Consider the following 18,886-nt stretch of genomic DNA (forward strand, 5'->3'; position numbering starts at 1 on the left):
GTTTTTATATATCTTATGATATGTGATATAGTTTATCCTCGACTCCACCAATGCTTTTTCTTGGGTGGTTCTTGGTTCGCTCCCATGCTTTCCTTGATGATGCTTCTATAGCTCTTTCCCTGGCTTATTATCTGGTAAATTTGTCCCCAGTCGGGAAGTCCGCCTATATTTCTGTCATCAATGAAATAGTCAGCTTTCAGTTTTCTTGAGAAGTGATTGTTGTTTTCAAAACGTTCTTCAGGATAGTCTTTGTTAACTGCCCAGAATTCTACTCCTCTCTCTTTGCACCAGTCAACTGCTTCCTGCAAGAGTTGCCCTTCACGGACACTCCACAGGATTAAGCGGTGATGGTCTCTGATCAACATTTTTAAGGTTTCGATGGCAAATGGTATCTCGGTACCAATCTTTGGGTATTCATGAGTTACAATTGTGCCATCGAAATCAACTGCAATAGTTGCCATTCTTTACATTTATTTCTTTACGCTGTCGTCATTGATGTCGCCATAATGACTCTTGCTGTAATTACCATAGCTACCATAATATGAACCATAGCTTCCATAGCTGTAGCTCTTGTAGCCATATTTTCCCTTGCTGCCGTACATACCGTAGTTGCCATACTTTCCGTACTTTCCGTACTTTCCGTATCCGTAATAGTAACCATACTTCTTCTTAGACAGGTCAACGCCATTGAGAACAATACTCATATTAGGCAATTTCTTCTCCATGCTCAAGCTGTTGATGAGACCAAAACTTGCCTTCTGGGTGAAGTCTGCACGACAAACATAAACAGTAGCATTTGAGATTCGGCCCAATGCCAATGTGTCTGTTACAAGGCCTACAGGAGCTGTATCGAGCAAGATATAATCATAGTGCTCTTTCAAGTGCTCTATAGTTTGTTCGAGGCTTTCTCTTGTTACCAATTCACCTGGGTTAGGAGGTACAGGACCTGCCATGAGGATATCCAGGTTGTCATTAATGCCAGACGGGGTAATCTGTTCTTTTACGTTATTCCAGTTTACTTCGTCTTTTACGAGCAAATTAGTAATACCATGGTTGTAATTGTCTATCTCGAACAATTCAGCCAGACGAGGCTTACGGATATCCAAACCTACTAAAACAACCTTCTTGCCAAGGAGTGCGAAACTGATTGCCACATTGGAAGCAATGAAAGTTTTACCCTCACCAGATGTAGTAGAAGTAAACATGATCACCTTGTCATGTTGCTTGAGTAAAAACTGCAAGTTAGTACGTAAGCTACGGAAAATTTCCTCCATTAAGTTGTTCTTATTCTCATGTACTACGATATCAGCCTTGGTCTTAGCTCGTTCACTTGCGATGGCTACATCAGCGATGATAGGCAAGTTTGTCAATTTTGCAACATCGTTATGTCCCTCAATCTTGTAGCGGAAGAATTCCAAGAGGAAGAGGATACCTGCAGGAATAGCCAAACCAAGAATCAAAGCAATCAGCATAATCATAGAATTCTTAGGAGTTACCTTACCTGCAAACACAGGGTTGTCGATAAGCTTACCTTTATCTGCTGTAGCTGCTAATGAAATAGAGTTTTCCTCACGCTTCTGGAGCAACATCAAATACAAGCCTGATTTTACTTCCTGCTGGCGACCAATCTGTGTCAACATTCGCTCTTGTTCTGGAGTATTGTTGATTTGTCCTTCATACTTGCCTGCTTGAGCTGCAATGCTGTTACGTTGAATTTTCAAACCAGCACGGGCTTGTGTCATTGCACGCTTGATAGATGAATTCAAGTCGTCCAATTGGGCTGTCAATGGTGTTACTGTAGGCGAATTCTCACTTGCACTATGGAGTAACTGATTGCGCTGCAAGGCAATTCTGTTATATTCGTTGATAAGGGAAGTAGCACTCGCATCAGACAGACCTACATTTGATGGGATAGGCTGGTGACGGTTGCTTGGCTCATTCATGTACTTAGTCAATTCATCCAACAGAGCCACCTGTGTATTGGCTTCGTTCAACTTCTGGGCATATTGGTCTGCGTTTGCAACAGCCTGAGATGCATTCATCTTCAACTCAACCATATTGTTACGCTTCTTGTAATTCTCCAATTGTCCTTCTGTATTACCCAATTCTGCGTTGATTTTTTCCAATCGCTGATTGATAAACTGCTCGGTGCGTACTGCAATTTCGTTTTTGTCTTCGTTGGCTTGTCTGTTATATACGATAGCCAACTGCTTCAGATAATCAATAGCTCTTTGTGGAATCTCATCGTTCAGCACCAAATCAACAATGGTCGTAGTTTTAGAGGCCTGTGCTACGTTCAGGCTTCCTACATATTTGCCTGCAGCTATCTCTGGAGCAATCATGGTAGCTTTGAGAGATTCACCATCTCTCAACATATAGTTGCCGTTTAGTGTGAATTTTACTATGCCTACTCTTGTACCGATAGTAGCAGGAAGTGCTGAGAATGTCTTGTCTATATTGACAGCTTCAGGGTTGAATGAGTTGTTATCTATCGGAACATAGTAAGAGCCTGTTACATGATAGTTTCTACCTTCTCTTGTAATCTTGAAGTTCATCGGTGCATTCAGTTTCTTCAAATGCTCCAAGTCCATATCAATGTTCACTTCCTGATCACCATAAAGAACATGGTCTTTCAACTTGCCTTCATGTCTGTAATTCACATAAAGTTTCAAGTCATAGACAGCTTGTTGAGCCAGGGTTCTGGACTTCAAAATTTCCATCTCGTTATCAATACCATTGGAGTTTGATATGATACCCAAGTTTGTGGCACTCTGGATAGAATTACCACCTCTGCGGCTTCCTGAGCCTTCGTCATCCTTGATCAAGAGTTTGGCTGCAGATTGGTATATTGGCGTTGCATAGCGCAAATATATGTGGGCTGCGCCCATACAGATGATAAGGGAGAGTACAAACCACTTCCAGTTGAGTATGAGAACCGTGTAGATAGTGGCAAAGTCAAAACTTGACTTTTCCTCGTTCTCCTGGATACTCTCCAATTCTAAGTTCTTGTTTTCTTCCATTATTCAAATGTCGTTTATTATTATATTATTATATGTATGATCTCTTTATGCAATTTGCCTATTTAGTAGTGGCCAATTCCATCAAATATTGTCCATAACCATTTTTGAGCATTGGTTTGGCTAATTCCTTGAGTTGTTCAGCGTTAATCCATCCCTGTTTGAATGCGATTTCTTCCAGGCATGCAACTTTCAACCCCTGACGCTTTTCGATGACCTCAATAAAGGTGCTGGCTTCTGAAAGGCTATCATGCGTTCCGGTATCAAGCCAGGCAAATCCACGCTGTAAAGTTCTTACCTTCAGTACCTTTTGCTTGAGATATTCTTGGTTCACGGTGGTTATTTCCAGTTCTCCACGAGCACTTGGCTTAATGTTCTTGGCGATTTCTACTACGCTGTTAGGATAGAAATACAGACCAACTACAGCATAATTGCTCTTAGGCTCAGCAGGCTTTTCTTCAATGCTGAGGCAGTTGCCTTCTTTGTCAAATTCTGCAACTCCATATCTTTCTGGGTCGTTCACATAGTAGCCGAAAACACTGGCCAGACCATTTTCAGCTGCCTTAACACTATCTTTGAGAAGGCCTGTAAATCCTGCACCATAGAAAATATTGTCTCCTAAAACCAGGCAGACATTATCTTTTCCAATAAATTTTTCACCAATGATGAAAGCTTGAGCCAATCCGTCTGGTGAAGGTTGTTCTGCATATTCGAAATGAATGCCAAGTTCACTGCCGTCACCTAATAATCTGCGGAACCCAGGTAAGTCGAATGGGGTGGAGATAATCAGGATTTCCTTGATACCGGCAAGCATCAAGACTGAAATCGGATAGTAAATCATCGGTTTGTCAAAAATCGGAATCAACTGTTTGCTGATACCTTTTGTGATGGGGTAAAGGCGAGTGCCTGATCCACCTGCTAATACAATACCTTTCATATTTTTATGTGATTTTATTAATACGCATTCTTATCGTGTATGATTATACTCTTGGCTGTCAGGTAGATAATGCGCAGATCTAGCCAGAACGACCAATTTTCAATATACCATATATCTCTTTTTATTCTTTCTTCCATCTGCCAAAGCTCCTTGGTCTCACCACGGAAACCTGTCACTTGTGCCCATCCTGTAATTCCTGGCTTGGAGAAGTGGCGTACCATGTATTTGTCGATGATAGAACCATATATTTCAGTATGATGGAGCATATGAGGACGTGGTCCAACTATGCTCATGTCTCCCTTGAGTACATTGAAAAACTGTGGGAACTCATCTATGTTGGATTTTCTCATAAAGTTTCCGAAAGCAAACTTTCTTGGGTCGTTTTCTGTAGCTTGAACTGTATCTGCATCTTTGTTGACATGCATTGAACGGAACTTCAGACATTGGAATGTGTTACCGTTGAGACCCGTTCTTGCCTGTCGGAAGAAAATCGGACCAGGACTTTGTATCTTAATGATGATAGCTATGATAGGTAAAAAAGGTAAGATACAGAGACAAATAATAGAACTTACAGCGATATCAAAACAGCGTTTAATAACTCTGTTGCCTAATTTCGCCAAAGGCTCACGGCGATTGGTAAATACACTTTTCCCAAGATAGAGTTGTGAATCCAGGTGCAAGCTATATTCTCCGAATTGGCGTGGCATATAATAAAAATGAATAACGTTCTTGTCACAGAACTGCATAATTCGTACTATCTCATTGGAGAAATCATGAGATAGGCAACAGAAGACTTCTTCAATATTGTTTGGAATACCATTGATGGTATTATTGATGCTTTCTGCCATCACTTTATTGAGGTGTTCCATATCCCCCAGCCATTTAAACTCTTTAGGAGCATTAGCTATCGGTTCATTTGCATAATATCCGTGTACACGATATCCGGCAGATGGGTCTTCCATCAGCGTATTGTACATTTCTATGACTGCAGGGTCGTTTCCGATAAATAAAACTGTTTTGATGTTTCTACCTCTTGATCTGTAATATTTAAGAATGTTCAATTCTGCATATCGAGAGAGAATTAAGCAGATGTATGTAGCAGCTGCAAAATAGATGCTGAATTTAATTAAGTCGTAGCCACCCTTCAGCAAATAGGACATGGTAAGATTGAAGATAAGTATCGTGGCGAAAATCAATTTGAAAGTTCTGCCCAATACCTGTATAAACCTTATCTTACGAATGTGGATAATGGATGCAAAGAGTAGTTCACCTAAGAAAAGTGAAACGTTAGCTACAAAATAACATATCTTGCTTGCATGGAAAAAGACTATTGGAACAGAGATCTTATCCCAGTTGATAGCCAGAAAAAGAACAAAGTTGAGAATGATAAAGTCTGCGACTATTACCAACCATCTTACTATATCACTACCTTTATAAGCTTCTTTCATGTGAATGTGGTATTTCTTTTATTGCTAAGTTAAAAGATGCATCATTTAAACGTGCGCAAAGTTAGCGTTTTTTTTTCATATTTTGAAACTTTTATGGTTAAAACTTTGTTTTTGGACACAATTATTTCATATTCTTGCAAAAAAGAAGCCTTGAATTTTGATATTTTGCGATTTTATTGTATTTTTGCAGAACAAATTAGTAAATCAATTGAAAATTTAAAAGTTTAAAAGAATAAGAAATGGGAATATTTTCAAAATTATTCGGTCATAAAAATGAAGAAAAGGTCGGAGGAATGGAAGACTACATGACTTTGGTGCGTGTCTATTTCCAGGCAGCCTTGGCTTCTCAATTAGGTATCACCAATTTGGCAATGCTTCCTGACCTTCGTGTTTTCAAAAATACCTTCCATGTTCCTACTGTCAATAATCGTTTAGGTATTGGCGAAAAAGCTCATGTGAAGAAGATGATGAAGGGCGTCTATGGAACTGAAGAGGATTATTTCAAGGAAATAGACCAAAGTATTCGTAAGAATTGCCGCAAATTGCAGGATGTCAATGTTTATCTGATTCAGTTCCAAACATTTACACAGGATTTGATGATGTTGATGGGTAACTTGATGAAATTTAAGTTGCGTTTGCCTTCTTTCATGAAGAAAGCATTATACAACATGACTCAAAAAACGGTAAATGATATTTTCAATAAAAATGATTTCAATGATGCCAGCGTCTTGAAGACTGTGGCACAGTTGAGACAGTTGAACCAACGTTTGGGATTCAGCCAGAAGTGGGTAACTGATTTTACTTACCAAGTAGTCATGTTGGCTAAGAAAGAACCACGTCCTTCTGATGAAGATGTGGAAAAAGCCAAGGCTAAAATGGGTAAGTAATACCACTTTTTCATTAAATTTAATAAAAATATAGAGGAATATTTGTTCTTTTCAAATTATTCCTTTATATTTGTAGCCAAAAAAGAAGTGTAATGAGTGCTAATGAGAAAAACATCAATACGTTTGCTACAAGAGTAAGGCAGATGATTCTCCAGTTTGAAGAACTCAAAAAGGAGAATGCTGAACTATACTCTATGGTGGATGAGCGTGATGCAAAAATCAAACAGTTGGAGGATAAGTTATCTCAGTCTGAGCATGATTACAATAGTCTCAAAATGGCTAAGATGATGACGATTTCTGATACGGATATGGAAGCTACGCAAAAACGTATAGCTAAACTTATCAGGGATGTTAACAAATGTATCACGTTATTGAGTGATCAGTAAAACTATAAGCGTTATGGCAGATCAAGGTGAAGAGAAATTATTGATTAGATTACATGTCTATGACACAGACCTCTCTGTGAGAATTCCCAGAGAGGATGAAGAATATTATCGTAAGTCTGGAAAACTGATTGATGATATTGTCAATTCATATAATAAAATTTTCAAGGGAAGAAAAAGCGACAAGGAAATCCTCTATATGGCGCTTATTGATATTGCCTTGAGATATGAGAAAGAGGTTGGGCGCAATGATACCGAACCTTATGATGATCTTCTCAAAAAGCTGACTGCCGAAATAGAAGATGCATTAAAATCATGATGCATGTTAGAAAGAATGTTCTATAAATACATAATTAATATATAAATGGTAGAAATAATTATCGCCGCTCTTGTGGCTCTTATCTTAGGTGGAGCTGCAGGGTTTTTCATTTTCCGTTATGTTATTAAGGGAAAATATAATGAAATGATAGAAGCAGCCAATAAAGAGGCTGAGGTAGTTAAAGAGAAAAAACTTCTTGAGGTAAAGGAAAAATTCCTGAACAAGAAGGCTGAGTTGGAGAAGGAAGTGCAACAGCGTAATTCCCGTATCCAGCAGAGTGAAAACAAGCTCAAGCAGCGTGAGATTTCTCTCAATCAGCGCCAGGAAGAACTGGGTCGTCGCAAACAGGAAGTGGAGCAGAACCAGCAGCGTATTGACAATGAGAAAAAACTCCTCACCGTCAAGCAGCAGGAACTCGAGAAGATGCAGAAGATGGAGCAGGCTAAACTGGAGGAACTCTCTGGTTTGAGTGCTGAGGAAGCGAAACAGCGACTGGTGGAAAGTCTGAAAGATCAGGCTAAACTGGATGCTGCAAGTTATATCAATGAAATCATGGATGATGCTAAACTGAATGCCAACCAGCAGGCTAAGAAGATTGTAATCCAGACCATCCAACGTGTGGCTACGGAAACTGCTATAGAGAATTCCGTTAGTGTCTTCCATATTGATAATGATGAGGTGAAGGGACGTATTATCGGTCGTGAAGGTCGTAATATCCGTGCCTTAGAGGCAGCTACTGGTGTTGAAATCGTTGTTGATGATACTCCTGAGGCTATCGTTATTTCAGCTTTCGATCCGATCCGTCGTGAAGTTTGTCGCTTGGCTCTCCACCAGTTGGTTGCTGATGGACGTATTCATCCTGCTCGTATTGAGGAAGTTGTGGCTAAGGTGAAGAAGCAGTTGGAGAATGAGATTATCGAAACGGGTAAGCGTACTGCTATTGACCTGGGTATTCATGGTTTACATCCAGAGTTGATTCGTATTATCGGTAAGATGAAATATCGTTCTTCATACGGACAGAACCTCTTACAGCATGCTCGTGAGACAGCCAATCTCTGTGCTGTAATGGCTTCTGAGTTGGGATTGAATCCTAAGAAGGCTAAGCGTGCTGGTCTCTTACATGATATTGGTAAGGTGCCTGATGAGGAGAGTGAATTGCCACACGCATTGTATGGTGCTAAGATTGCTGAAAAGTATAAGGAGAAACCAGATATCTGCAATGCCATCGGTGCTCACCATGATGAAATGGAGATGAATACGCTCTTGGCTCCTATTGTTCAGGTCTGTGATGCCATCTCTGGTGCCCGTCCTGGTGCCCGTCGTGAGATTGTTGAGGCTTATATCAAGCGTCTGAATGACCTTGAAGCTATCGCAATGAGCTACCCAGGTGTAACCAAGACTTATGCTATTCAGGCTGGTCGTGAACTTCGTGTGATTGTGGGTGCAGACAAGATGTCTGATGATGAGAGTACAAAACTTTCTGATGAGATTGCAACCAAGATTCAGAATGAGATGACATATCCTGGTCAGGTGAAGATTACTGTCATCCGCGAGGTTCGTAGCGTTGCTTATGCTAAATAATGAAAGCTAAGTATATTGATTAAGATACAAAGCCGCTGTTCTTTTGGGCAGCGGCTTTTTATATCTTAAATGTTCATTTACATCTTATTAAATTTGAAGTTATGATGGTGGAACGTAAGGTTTTAAAACAGTTCAATAAAGGTTGTGTGGATTATCATCTTCTGGAAGATGGTGATCGCATTCTGATTGCTTTGAGTGGTGGAAAGGATTCTCTGGAACTTGTTCGTTTACTTGCACAACGTTCTCGTATTTTTAAGCCGCATATTGAGGTAGAGGCGGCGCATATCATCATGGATAACATTCCTTACGAAACCGACCGTTCTTATCTCCAGGCATTCTGTGCAGAGAATGGCATCAAGCTCCATATCCTGCATAGTTCCTTCGATGAATCCACCGACCCCCGCAAGACCCGTTGCTTCCTCTGTGCCTGGAACCGCCGCAAGACGCTCTTCGAGTTTGCGGTGAGCCAAGGGTTTAACAAGATAGCTCTGGGTCATCACATGGATGATATTCTTGTAACGCTTCTGATGAATATTACCTTTGAGGGTTCACATTCTACGATGCAACCCAGTCTTTCTTTAAAGCATTATCCGCTAACTATTATCCGTCCTCTCTGTCTGGTTCATGAAGCTGATATCAGGCTGGTTGCCGAGGAATTACATTTCAGCAAGCAGAAAACATTGTGTCCTTACGAAGAGACTACTCGTCGTGCTGATATGCAGGCTATCTTCCAGCAGTTGGAGCAGATGAACCCCGAAGCCCGCTACAGTCTTTGGCGCTCTGTTTTTGTGAATAAAATATAGTAGAATTGCTGAAAAAACGAAAGTACTTTCATGTTGACATGAAAGTACTTTCGTTGGACAATGAAACTGGCTTCATTTGCCATCGAAGCCTATTGTATTTGTTCCTGGGGTAGATCTAGTAAATGGCAGTTACTAATTTTGGGGAGCTGCCCAGAAACGTGAAGCATCTGTTGTCAGTACTGAATGGTCGGGAAGTTCAAAACCTTTGAATCCAGAAGGAACAAGCACGATATGGCGATTCTTGTTTCGATAAGCAGGATTATTATCTTCGCGACCATAGCCTGTTGTCTCCCAAGTATCAAACCAGTATAAGTTTTTTGCCCAATATGCCCTGTAATAAACAAAATCATTATCTGAATTCAAGAGAGGACGGTAAACGATTTCTCTGCCGTCAATATATCGCTCACGCATTTCTGTAAGAGAAAGTGGAGTGCCTTTTTCATCTTCTGCCCAAGCTTTCATATCCGAGTCTAGCATAGCCCATTTCTGTAATTCTGGCAGCCACACCAGGTTAACAACATGGCAGTCGGAATCCTCGGAATCTGCGGGATGACAAGTTACAAAGCGGTTTACAATACCCTCAGACAGCAATAGTTCGTGTAAGAGGATGGAGTGTAATCGACAGTTGAATGCAGGCTCTATCGATCGAGTGTATTTCCAGAGATCTACAGCATTACGTCTCTTAGGATAAATCTTTTGATTGGCATGAGGAATGTTTTCCGCTACAAAACGTGCCAGTGAAATGGCCTTGTCCCATGTTGGCATTGTGGAAGATACAACTGTATCGAGTTTGAAATATTCACGGATTTTTTGTGATTGGACAGAATCTTTCTGATATGCAAAATGATAGGACGTAGTATCTGGTACATATTTGCCAGCGTCTTTTAATTTTTCTACCATTTCATTCTTCAGCGAATTGCAAAGATAAGCTTCCACTTGTTTATTGAAAACAAAGCGTGCCAACAGTAATGTTGCTACAGCTATGAGCAGGATTCCTAGGATGCTCCAGCCAACCAACTTGATTTTTTTCTTCATTTTTTTCTTCATTTTTTTATTCTATTAGTTATTTCATTTATGCTCTGGGGATATGTTATCCCCAGCAACCAGGATGTAGTCTACAATGTTCATTCTTGCTTCTTATTTCATGTCATCCGAGTTGAGTATGGTGATGGTCTTGCCATCAATCCTGATGGCACCCTTCTTCTCGAATTCGGACAGGCAGCGGAGGAGCGAGAACTTCTGGATACCGAAGATATCCGCCATTTCCTGTCGGCTGACATCCAGCCGGATGGTTCTGCTCTGCTGTTCGGTGGCCATCTTGATGAGGTATTGCGCCACCTTCTCCTTGACGGAGAAAAGGGAGAGCATGCGCATTTTCTGCGAAAGGAAGATATCTATCCTTGACAGGTGCTGGATGAAGTTCCAGCGTATGCGCTCGTCGGTATCTATCAGCAGTTTCAGTTCCGAAGGCCTCATGCGCAGGAGGGTAGTCTTCCTACTTGTCTCCACGCTTACGGGCATCTCGTTATTATGTGCGAAGATATAGGCAGGGGCTATCAGCATCGATTCTCCTAGCCGCTCTATCTGGGCCTGTTTGCCCGACAATCCCGACATGCGGGCTATCATCTCCCCCTCGACGATGATGTTGGCATATCTGCAGGGCATTCCTGCCAGCACATAGGTTTCCCTGGCAGCAAGCTCCACCATCCGGTAGCTTACCATCGATAGCGCCCCTCTGATTTCCTCAGAGGTAAATCCCTCAAACACCGTACATTTCTGCAAGGTAACGAATATTGATTCTTTCATACATTTAAGTTTTATATTCAATAACGCATTTTCCCCCGATTTATTGTTCGCTCAAAAAATAAGGCACTTTGCAACACTATCGAGAGTGTTATTGCAAAGTGCCTTTTAAACATGAAAACTTATCTTTTGATTTTTTCCCCGAGTTTTACAGATTCTCCCTTAACTCAGTAGCTGTTGTTCTTATCCTATATATTTTTTGATGTCCTCTTCTACCGTTCCGTTTCCGGCAATGCCAAAGGTATCTACCAGAACCTTCAGTACTGCTGGTGAACAGAAGGCTGGGAGCGTAGGACCCAGATGGATGTTCTTTACGCCCAGATGCAGCAGGGCAAGAAGTACGATGACAGCCTTCTGCTCGTACCAGGCAATATTGAAGAAGATAGGAAGTTCGTTGATGTCGCTGGCTCCAAAGATCTCCTTCAGCTTCAATGCCACAACCGCCCAGGAATAGGAGTCGTTGCACTGACCGGCATCCAGCACACGAGGAATGCCGTTGATGTCGCCCAGATTGAGCTTGTTGTACTTGAACTTGGCACAGCCGCTGGTGAGTATCACTACATCCTGAGGCAGCGCCTTGGCAAACTCCTCGTAGTAGTTGCGGCTCTTCATCCTGCCATCGCAGCCACTCATCACCACAAACTTGCGGATGGCTCCGCTCTTCACTGCCTCTACTATCTTGTCTGCCAGGGCAAAAACCTGAGCATGCGCAAAACCGCCGATGATCTCGCCTGTCTCTATCTCCCTAGGTGGCTGGCAGGTCTTGGCAAGCGCAATCACCTCGGAGAAGTCCTTGTGGCCGTCGGCACCCGCCTGGATATGCTTCCAGCCAGGGAAACCGGTAGAGTTGGTGGTGAAGACGCGGTTCCTGTAGCCTGCCGATGGCGATGGCGGTACGATGCAGTTGGTGGTGAAGACTATAGGACCGTTGAAGCTCTCGAATTCCTCCTTCTGTTTCCACCACGCATTGCCGTAGTTGCCCACCAGATGCTTGTACTTCTTGAGCTGCGGATAGTAGTGGGCAGGAAGCATCTCGCCATGGGTATAGACGTCGATGCCCGTGCCTTCGGTCTGGATGAGGAGATCTTCTATATCCTTCAGGTCGTGACCGGAGATGAGGATGCCCGGATTGCTGCCTGTGCCGATGTTCACTCTGGTGAGTTCCGGATTACCGTATGCCTGGGTGTTGGCCTTGTCGAGAAGTGCCATCACATCCACGCCGTACTTTCCTGTTTCGAGCACTACGCCCAGCAGCGTGTTCATATCAGCATCAGGGTTACTGATGGTGGCGAGTGCACGGCACATGAAGCTGATGATCTCGCTGTTCTCTTCTCCCAGATGGGCTGCGTGCTCGTAGTATGCCGCCATACCCTTCAGGCCGAGCATGGTGAGTTCCTTGAGCGAGCGGATATCTGCATTCTCGTGGCGGAGCACGGATTCACGGGTGCTCTCTGCCTCATAGTCTGTCTTCTCGCCACCCCAGGTTACCTCCTGATAGGCAGGGAGGTGGATATTCATGCTTGCCGCCTTTTGCAGCAGCTGTTTCTTCAGTACGATGCCCTTATCTACCTTTTGCAGGATATCCTGGTCGTTGAAGTTGGCGTTGGTGATGGTGGTGAAGAGTGCATCCGTGAGGAAATGGGTTACCTCTGGTGTCGGCTCTTCGCCTATGCTATGCTGTATGGTTCCTATGCCACGAACCACGCTGAGCAGCAGATCCTGCCACTTGGAAGTTGTAGCCTCCTTACCGCAAACACCCTTGATGGTACAGCCTGTACCCTTAGCTGTTTCCTGACACTGGAAACAGAACATCTTGTTTTCTGCCATATTGCTATAAATTAATGAGTTATTTTAATGTTTTCTTCCAGGCGGCAATCTGCCATTCCTGGTTTCCGGCTGCAAAATTACGGCTTAAAAAACGATCCTATGGTAACAATTGTGACCGTAGGGTATTAAAAAAACATAAAAAGAGTGTGGGGGAATGGATTTTTTCTATCTGTTCCTGGGTTAGTCCGGAATACTTCTTGATTAGATTGATGTCAACACCATCATATATTTATCCTTAAGGGAAAATAAAAATATCCTTAAGGGAAAATAAAAATATCCTTAAGGGAAAATAAATTTTGCCTTAAGACTAAATATATTCTGTCTTCTGACGGGCTATGCATACGAGTGCATGCCCGTGAGGAAATAGTTCACACCGAAGTAGGTCATGGCGATACTCAGGAAGGCTAGGGTGATGTAGATGTGATACACCAGCGGCTTGCGGAAAATCGGTAGACTCTGCGTATGCACTACCACGGCATATATCATAAAGGTGATGAGCGCCCACGTCTCCTTGCTATCCCAACTCCAGTAATTACCCCAGCTCACGTTAGCCCAGATGGCTCCGATGAAGATGCCGAATCCCATCGTGGTGAGGGCAGGGTATAGGAAGATGCGGCTCAGTGCCTGAAGCTCTTCGCCATGAGAGCGAAGGCAGATACCCATGATGCCACAGATGAAAGTCAAGGATAGCAGAGCATAGCTCATCATGATGATGCTGACATGGATGCTGAGTAACGGACTGTTCAATACCGGCATCATCTGTCCGATAGCAGGATCCATCTGGTTGATATGGCTTACCAGAAGGAAGAATCCTGAAATCAGGAAGCCGAATACCATGACGATGCGGATGCGCAACTGCATCAGAATACTGATAAGCATCACGAACCAGGCTACAGTCAACATACTTTCATATCCGTTAGACATAGGTATGTTGCCGCTGATAATCCATCTCAATGCCAATCCGAAGGTTAATGCAAGGAAGGATACGCCAAGCAAGATAGGCAAAGCGATGTTCAATGCCTTGATTTCTCTCTTCTTCGTCATGCGATAGATGGTGTAGAAGAGGGCAATGAAGCCCAATGTGAGGTTTGCCATGAAGAGAATGGTGGCAAAAGGAAAGGCATTATTGATGCGTTCTGCCTTATACTGTGTAGCTGTTGGTAGCGAATTACCGCTACTAACCTCCTGATATTTCTTCATCTTGACGAAGAACTCATTTACACGGCTGATATTTCCTGCCTTTACATCGCCATTCAGCAGGGAGAATACGTTCTTGATATAGAGTGCATGCTGCTGCTCTACGGCTTGCGGCAACTTATCCACCGGTGAAAACCAGGTGGTGGTACCCGCCTTGATGAAAGGATGATCCTTGGTAGCTTTCACGTTCTTGGTGAAGGTGTAAGGAAGAACTTTCAATGAGATACCTTCCCGCAATTCCATGATGATTTGTATTTTGCTGTCGATATCAGCGGCTTGCTGATGGAACTTGTCCTGCTGACCATTGTAGTATTCCTGAACATACTGTCCGATGGTATAGCCACCCATCTCACGATTGAAGAAAGTATTGAGCGAAGCATAGTCTGGCAGATTCATCGCCGTTTTCATTTCTCCGCTCTTGATCTTAATGAAAGGCTCGTTTGCCCAAGTATTTCCATAAAATACCCAACCAGAGAGTACCTGTTCTGCAGTCAATCCCTGATAGCTCCTGGCTCCATATATCTTCTTGCAGAAATCGAGGGCAAAGGTCTGTACCGGACAGATGCGGTCGTTGTAGAGAATATGAAGCTCGCCAAACTTCTCAGCAGTTTCCTTTGGCAATACAGCATTTTGGAGATTGCCTGTTGCAGATTCTGCATACAGTGTCTGTATATTGCCCATGCTAAGGATGAGTGCTGTCATCAAGGCTCCCTTCTTGAGCAAAGGACTCTTCAGTAGTTTGCGATAACCGCCCTTAGGGTCGAAGAGCATCCATACGAGGGAGATGAAGAGCAGCGCATAGCCAGTATAGGTGACTGGTATGCCGTATGGATCGGCATTGATAGCGAGCACACTTCCCTTACCGTCTTCATCGTAAGATGACTGATAAAGACGGTATGACCGGTGGGAATAGATGTTGTTCATCGAAACTTCGCCTTCGCTCTTATCATCTCCGTCTATTACGGTGAATTTTGAAGAATAGTCAGCCACGGCGTTGGTTCCATCGTGCATCTTCGCTTCAAACTTTTGCAGGCAGAGCGAGAAAGGGAGTTTCTCTTCCTTCATACCCTGCTCTTCATCCTGAGCCATATAAGTATCTGTAGGCTGACCGATGCGCAGATGAATCATGCCCCGTTTAGCCGATATATGTGTGAGCAATGCCCCGGCAAGGATGATGATGAAGGAGAGATGGAGTGCCAATGTAGAAGCGCACTTCACTTTTCTTTTGATGATGTAGAAAGCACCGAGGGCAGCAAGTACTGCCCAGATAAGAATGAACCACCATGCCCCATAGTAGTGGGCATGGGCATAATCTGTGCCCTGGCTTTTTTCCACGATGGTGGCGGCAGCCATGCATACGAGCACAAGAATGTAAAGAATGAATATAATCTTTTTAACCATACTTAGTTGGAACCTTGATAGAATTTCCGCTGCAAAATTACGATATTATTCGGAGACGAGCAAGATTTTATACGTATATTTAGAGGTTCTGATAAAAAAAGCTGCCAAATGCTTTTGATAGCCTGGCAGCTTTTCTTATTTTTGTTTCTTCTTGTAAAGGCTTAGATAGCATTGATGAATGCCACTACAGCATCACGCTCTTCCTTGGTTGCATTGTAGAAGTTGAGTGCTGAGTTGTAAGCATCACTGCGTTTGTCATAGCAGTGCCACATGATAGACTCTACTACGTTGCGGGCACGGCAGTCGTGCAAACGGTCGCTGCGACCAGTCAACATGCTTGACAAACCACGTCCCCAGAGTGGAGTAGTGCGGCACCATCCTGTGCGGATGTCGTTAGCCATGAACAGACGGTGCTGTACCAAATCGGTGTATGGATAAATAGTCTGGTTTGGATACTTTGGCAACATGGTGTTAGGATCCTGACCAATGCTCTTAGCGTAAGCCTTGATAGCATTATCTACCCAATAGTTGTCAGAACCAGTCTTCCATGATGGCTTGTGGCAAGTAGCGCAACCCCACTGGGTGAAGAGCTTCTTGCCTTCCTGAACCTGTGCGTTGTCGAGGTTACGAGCTGCAGGAACTGCCAGACCACGATGCCATACCATGAAGTCATAGTAATCCTTGTCGCTCATTTCTTCCTCGCCATTGTATGGAGCACCCTTCAAAAGGTATTTCTCGAAAGTAGCTGACTTGGCTGCATTGTTACAGCTCAGAATCTCGTTTACTCTCTCCTTGATACCTTCGTCAGTTCCATCTGCATAGTATGGGTGGAGTACAGAAGATTCGTCAGCACCATGCTTCTTGATATAACTGATTACTTCTGGGTCTTCGCTCTGATACTTTGCCCAAGCTGGAGTGGTATAGAGGTAATGACGGTCGGAACGTGTTACGTTGGTAATGTTCCAGATGGCATTGGCACCTGCACCATCCTGTAGGGAAGCACGGGTCATGGCATAGGTAAACTTCTTCACCTTCTTGGTTCCATCTGCCAACGTGTACCAGGCACCTGAAGCCCAATCGTTAGCAGTCTTGTCCCACATGCCTGGATTCAATTCTACGTATTTCGCCTCATTCTGATAAACTTTCTTCATATCATCCTGGTCGATGGCATCAAGCAAGCCTGTACCATAGATACCGATGGTTGATTCCAAACGTACTTCATAGTTGTCTGGCTTAGGATTGGTATTGAATGCAGACTGAGGGATGGTAACCTCTGGATACTGCAAAGCAAAAGCCTCGCCATCCTTAGGGAACTTCATAGCCAAACCGCTAGGCATGGTTGTAACCTCATTCCACTGGATGTTAATCTGCTTCTCGTCGATAGGAGCAGAGAATGGAGTCATAGCCTTGGTCTGTGGCATACCTGTTACCTCAGAAATGTAACTGTTAGCCGCATAAGCCTTTCCGTCAGCGGTAGTACCTGCTGTAGGGTGATAAATAACAAGTAGGTAGCCGTTACCAAACTGGTCTGCCTGATACTGGTTCTGGAACTTTCCATGACCATAGTTTGGATGGCAGTGAATACAGCTGCTGCGAACCCAAGCTGGGCCAAGACCCTTACGTGGAGCCTCTGTGATGGTGTAAAGGTGCTCGAAGAAATCCTCACCTTTGTTGAAACTGGTTGACAATCCCTGATTGGTGGTAGCTGGAGTTTCGGCCGAATAGCTCATGCCTTCGTCTGTACCAAGTTCACCACCTGGATACCATTCTGAGGCGTCAAAAACATCGTTTGCCTTACCAAACTGAGAGTCACCATTTAACTTGTCATTGTTTACAACACTGTTATCGTCAGAGCAGGATGCCAATGGCAATACAAGCAAGCCGAGCAATAACATTTTGCTAATTCTTTGATAAATCATAATGTTATTTTGTTTTATAATGTTTTATTTTCTCGTTTTACGCAGAATAGCATCTCACCAAAAAGAGTATGGTGAGATGCTTCCTGTATGTTTGTTTACCCAAGATTACTCTGGGTTAACTTCATCAAATTTCTTACCCCAAACGGTACTTACATACTTAACGAATGGGTAAGGCATACCACCAATCTTGCTGATAGCATTAGCGATAGCTGTCTCTACACGCTGACCTTCTGCAGATGCATTATCCTTGAAGAACTGATGGAAGCTATACTTAGCATTAGAGCTTGTACCATTAGTTCCACCATACCACAAGTTCTCGATAGAACGGATGTTGTTCTGGAAGTCGGTGATAGAGTTGTAGCTATATGGAGACTCTACGTAGCTGATATCACCAGCCTGGAATGGGTTGGCAATCTTGGCTGTACCTACCTCGTTAGAGATGCCCCATGCTGAACCTTCCTCCAAAGAGAGAAGCTGCTGGATGGCTGCCTTCAGTGTTGCAAACTTACTGATAGAATTGTTGCCTGCATTCTTCAGGTTGGCTGCGTAAGACTGGTTTTTGTCTGTCAGGTACTCAAGACCTGCTGCCTTTACTGCTGCGAGGCGAGATTCGTTAGGATTCTCAGACCATGCTACCTCCAGCTCATATACGTGATTTACCAAGTCCTCGATAACAGCCTCGGCATACTTCAATTCCTCAGAACCCTTTACGTCTGTAAAGCCTTTGTAGGTATCGTTTCCCTTGAACTCTGCAACCTTACGTGGCTGTCCATCACGGAAGAGGATAAACTCAAGTGCATGGAAACCAAGGATAGAAGCATCCTCAAGCGCATCATCACTATACTTGCCTGTAGCAAAGTAGCTGTGGAGGAGTGTACGGTTCAATGGCCATGAGTCGATGTGTGGGTCAATATCGAAGTCTGATGCTGCACCACCGAGGAAAGCCTCGCTCTTCTCCCACAAGGCACGTGCTTCCTTGAAAGCTTCGCAGGCATTGTTGATGTTCTCCTGAGTCAGGTTGTTGGTATCTACACTCTTAGGAAGAGCTGTGTGCAACTTCTCTACAGCGTCAGCCAGTGACTTGTATGTTGGCTGGATGGTATTGTCTACAGCGTTAGCACATACATTCTTCAGGTATGTTTCCTGATCTGCACTCAAATTTGCGTTGTTTACTTTGCTGTAAGCTGCACGGAGCGCATTGCAAAGTTCATCGCAGGCATCCATGGCATCCTGACCATACTCCTTGTTTGTAAAGTCATTGTTCTCTACAGGATCATCATCACTGCTGCATGAAGTGAAACCTAATGGCAACATGAAAGCTGCCATGAGCATTACTGCACTTTTAAAAACCTTTTTCATTTTTT

The 18,886-nt window shown here is 43.4% G+C and carries 15 protein-coding genes; 5 read left to right on the forward strand and 10 right to left on the reverse strand.

Annotated elements, in window-relative coordinates; genetic code table 11:
- Positions 1 to 32 precede the first annotated feature (32 nt).
- The 4 genes from KUA50_RS02130 to KUA50_RS02145 are packed head-to-tail and all read right to left on the reverse strand — an operon-like array spanning position 33 to position 5,402.
- Positions 33 to 461, reverse strand: a complete 429-nt coding sequence (locus KUA50_RS02130; protein WP_022110176.1) for a BT0820 family HAD-type phosphatase — start codon at positions 459 to 461, stop codon at positions 33 to 35.
- Positions 462 to 470: 9 nt separating this feature from the next.
- Positions 471 to 3,020 (reverse strand): GumC family protein, encoded by a 2,550-nt coding sequence (locus KUA50_RS02135; protein WP_218457872.1) that lies wholly within the window; start codon positions 3,018 to 3,020, stop codon positions 471 to 473.
- A 58-nt stretch (positions 3,021 to 3,078) separates the two neighbouring features.
- A complete protein-coding gene (rfbA, locus tag KUA50_RS02140; RefSeq protein ID WP_022110174.1) occupies positions 3,079 to 3,954 on the reverse strand; it encodes a glucose-1-phosphate thymidylyltransferase RfbA in 876 nt (291 codons plus the stop codon).
- A gap of 17 nt (positions 3,955 to 3,971) precedes the next feature.
- Entirely contained in the window at positions 3,972 to 5,402 is a 1,431-nt protein-coding gene (locus KUA50_RS02145) for an undecaprenyl-phosphate glucose phosphotransferase (protein ID WP_218457873.1), read from the reverse strand.
- A gap of 239 nt (positions 5,403 to 5,641) precedes the next feature.
- Here KUA50_RS02145 and KUA50_RS02150 point away from each other — a divergent pair, with 239 nt between their 5' ends.
- From KUA50_RS02150 to KUA50_RS02170, 5 genes are all read left to right on the forward strand, one after another.
- The gene (locus KUA50_RS02150) at positions 5,642 to 6,289 is read left to right on the forward strand and encodes a hypothetical protein (protein WP_118116172.1); all 648 of its coding nucleotides are present in this window, start codon (positions 5,642 to 5,644) and stop codon (positions 6,287 to 6,289) included.
- Positions 6,290 to 6,381: 92 nt separating this feature from the next.
- Entirely contained in the window at positions 6,382 to 6,675 is a 294-nt protein-coding gene (locus KUA50_RS02155; RefSeq protein ID WP_118116170.1) for a hypothetical protein, read from the forward strand.
- 13 nt (positions 6,676 to 6,688) lie between these two features.
- Complete coding sequence (locus KUA50_RS02160) at positions 6,689 to 6,991, forward strand: cell division protein ZapA (protein WP_118116168.1); 303 nt, start codon at positions 6,689 to 6,691, stop codon at positions 6,989 to 6,991.
- Positions 6,992 to 7,036: 45 nt separating this feature from the next.
- Positions 7,037 to 8,572 (forward strand): ribonuclease Y, encoded by a 1,536-nt coding sequence (gene rny, locus KUA50_RS02165; protein WP_218457874.1) that lies wholly within the window; start codon positions 7,037 to 7,039, stop codon positions 8,570 to 8,572.
- A gap of 101 nt (positions 8,573 to 8,673) precedes the next feature.
- Positions 8,674 to 9,375 carry a tRNA 2-thiocytidine biosynthesis TtcA family protein gene (locus KUA50_RS02170; protein WP_218457875.1) on the forward strand — a complete coding sequence of 234 codons (702 nt, stop codon included), beginning with the start codon at positions 8,674 to 8,676 and terminating at the stop codon, positions 9,373 to 9,375.
- 132 nt (positions 9,376 to 9,507) lie between these two features.
- Here KUA50_RS02170 and KUA50_RS02175 read toward each other — a convergent pair whose 3' ends face one another.
- The 6 genes from KUA50_RS02175 to KUA50_RS02200 form a co-directional block, all read right to left on the reverse strand.
- Positions 9,508 to 10,422: a transglutaminase-like domain-containing protein gene (locus KUA50_RS02175; RefSeq protein WP_256624352.1), complete on the reverse strand. Its 915-nt coding sequence runs from the start codon at positions 10,420 to 10,422 to the stop codon at positions 9,508 to 9,510.
- Positions 10,423 to 10,512: 90 nt separating this feature from the next.
- Complete coding sequence (locus tag KUA50_RS02180) at positions 10,513 to 11,181, reverse strand: Crp/Fnr family transcriptional regulator (protein ID WP_218457876.1); 669 nt, start codon at positions 11,179 to 11,181, stop codon at positions 10,513 to 10,515.
- Positions 11,182 to 11,361: 180 nt separating this feature from the next.
- Positions 11,362 to 13,005 carry a hydroxylamine reductase gene (gene hcp / locus KUA50_RS02185; RefSeq protein WP_218457877.1) on the reverse strand — a complete coding sequence of 548 codons (1,644 nt, stop codon included), beginning with the start codon at positions 13,003 to 13,005 and terminating at the stop codon, positions 11,362 to 11,364.
- A 333-nt stretch (positions 13,006 to 13,338) separates the two neighbouring features.
- Positions 13,339 to 15,603, reverse strand: coding sequence for a cytochrome c biogenesis protein CcsA (gene ccsA / locus KUA50_RS02190; protein WP_218457878.1), 2,265 nt, complete (start codon positions 15,601 to 15,603; stop codon positions 13,339 to 13,341).
- Between the two features lie 161 nt (positions 15,604 to 15,764).
- The gene (locus tag KUA50_RS02195; protein ID WP_218457879.1) at positions 15,765 to 17,522 is read right to left on the reverse strand and encodes a di-heme oxidoredictase family protein; all 1,758 of its coding nucleotides are present in this window, start codon (positions 17,520 to 17,522) and stop codon (positions 15,765 to 15,767) included.
- A 105-nt stretch (positions 17,523 to 17,627) separates the two neighbouring features.
- Positions 17,628 to 18,881, reverse strand: a complete 1,254-nt coding sequence (locus tag KUA50_RS02200; RefSeq protein ID WP_218457880.1) for an imelysin family protein — start codon at positions 18,879 to 18,881, stop codon at positions 17,628 to 17,630.
- Between the last annotated feature and the right edge of the window lie 5 nt (positions 18,882 to 18,886).

It is taken from the genome of Segatella hominis (genome assembly GCF_019249725.2).
Classification (GTDB): domain Bacteria; phylum Bacteroidota; class Bacteroidia; order Bacteroidales; family Bacteroidaceae; genus Prevotella.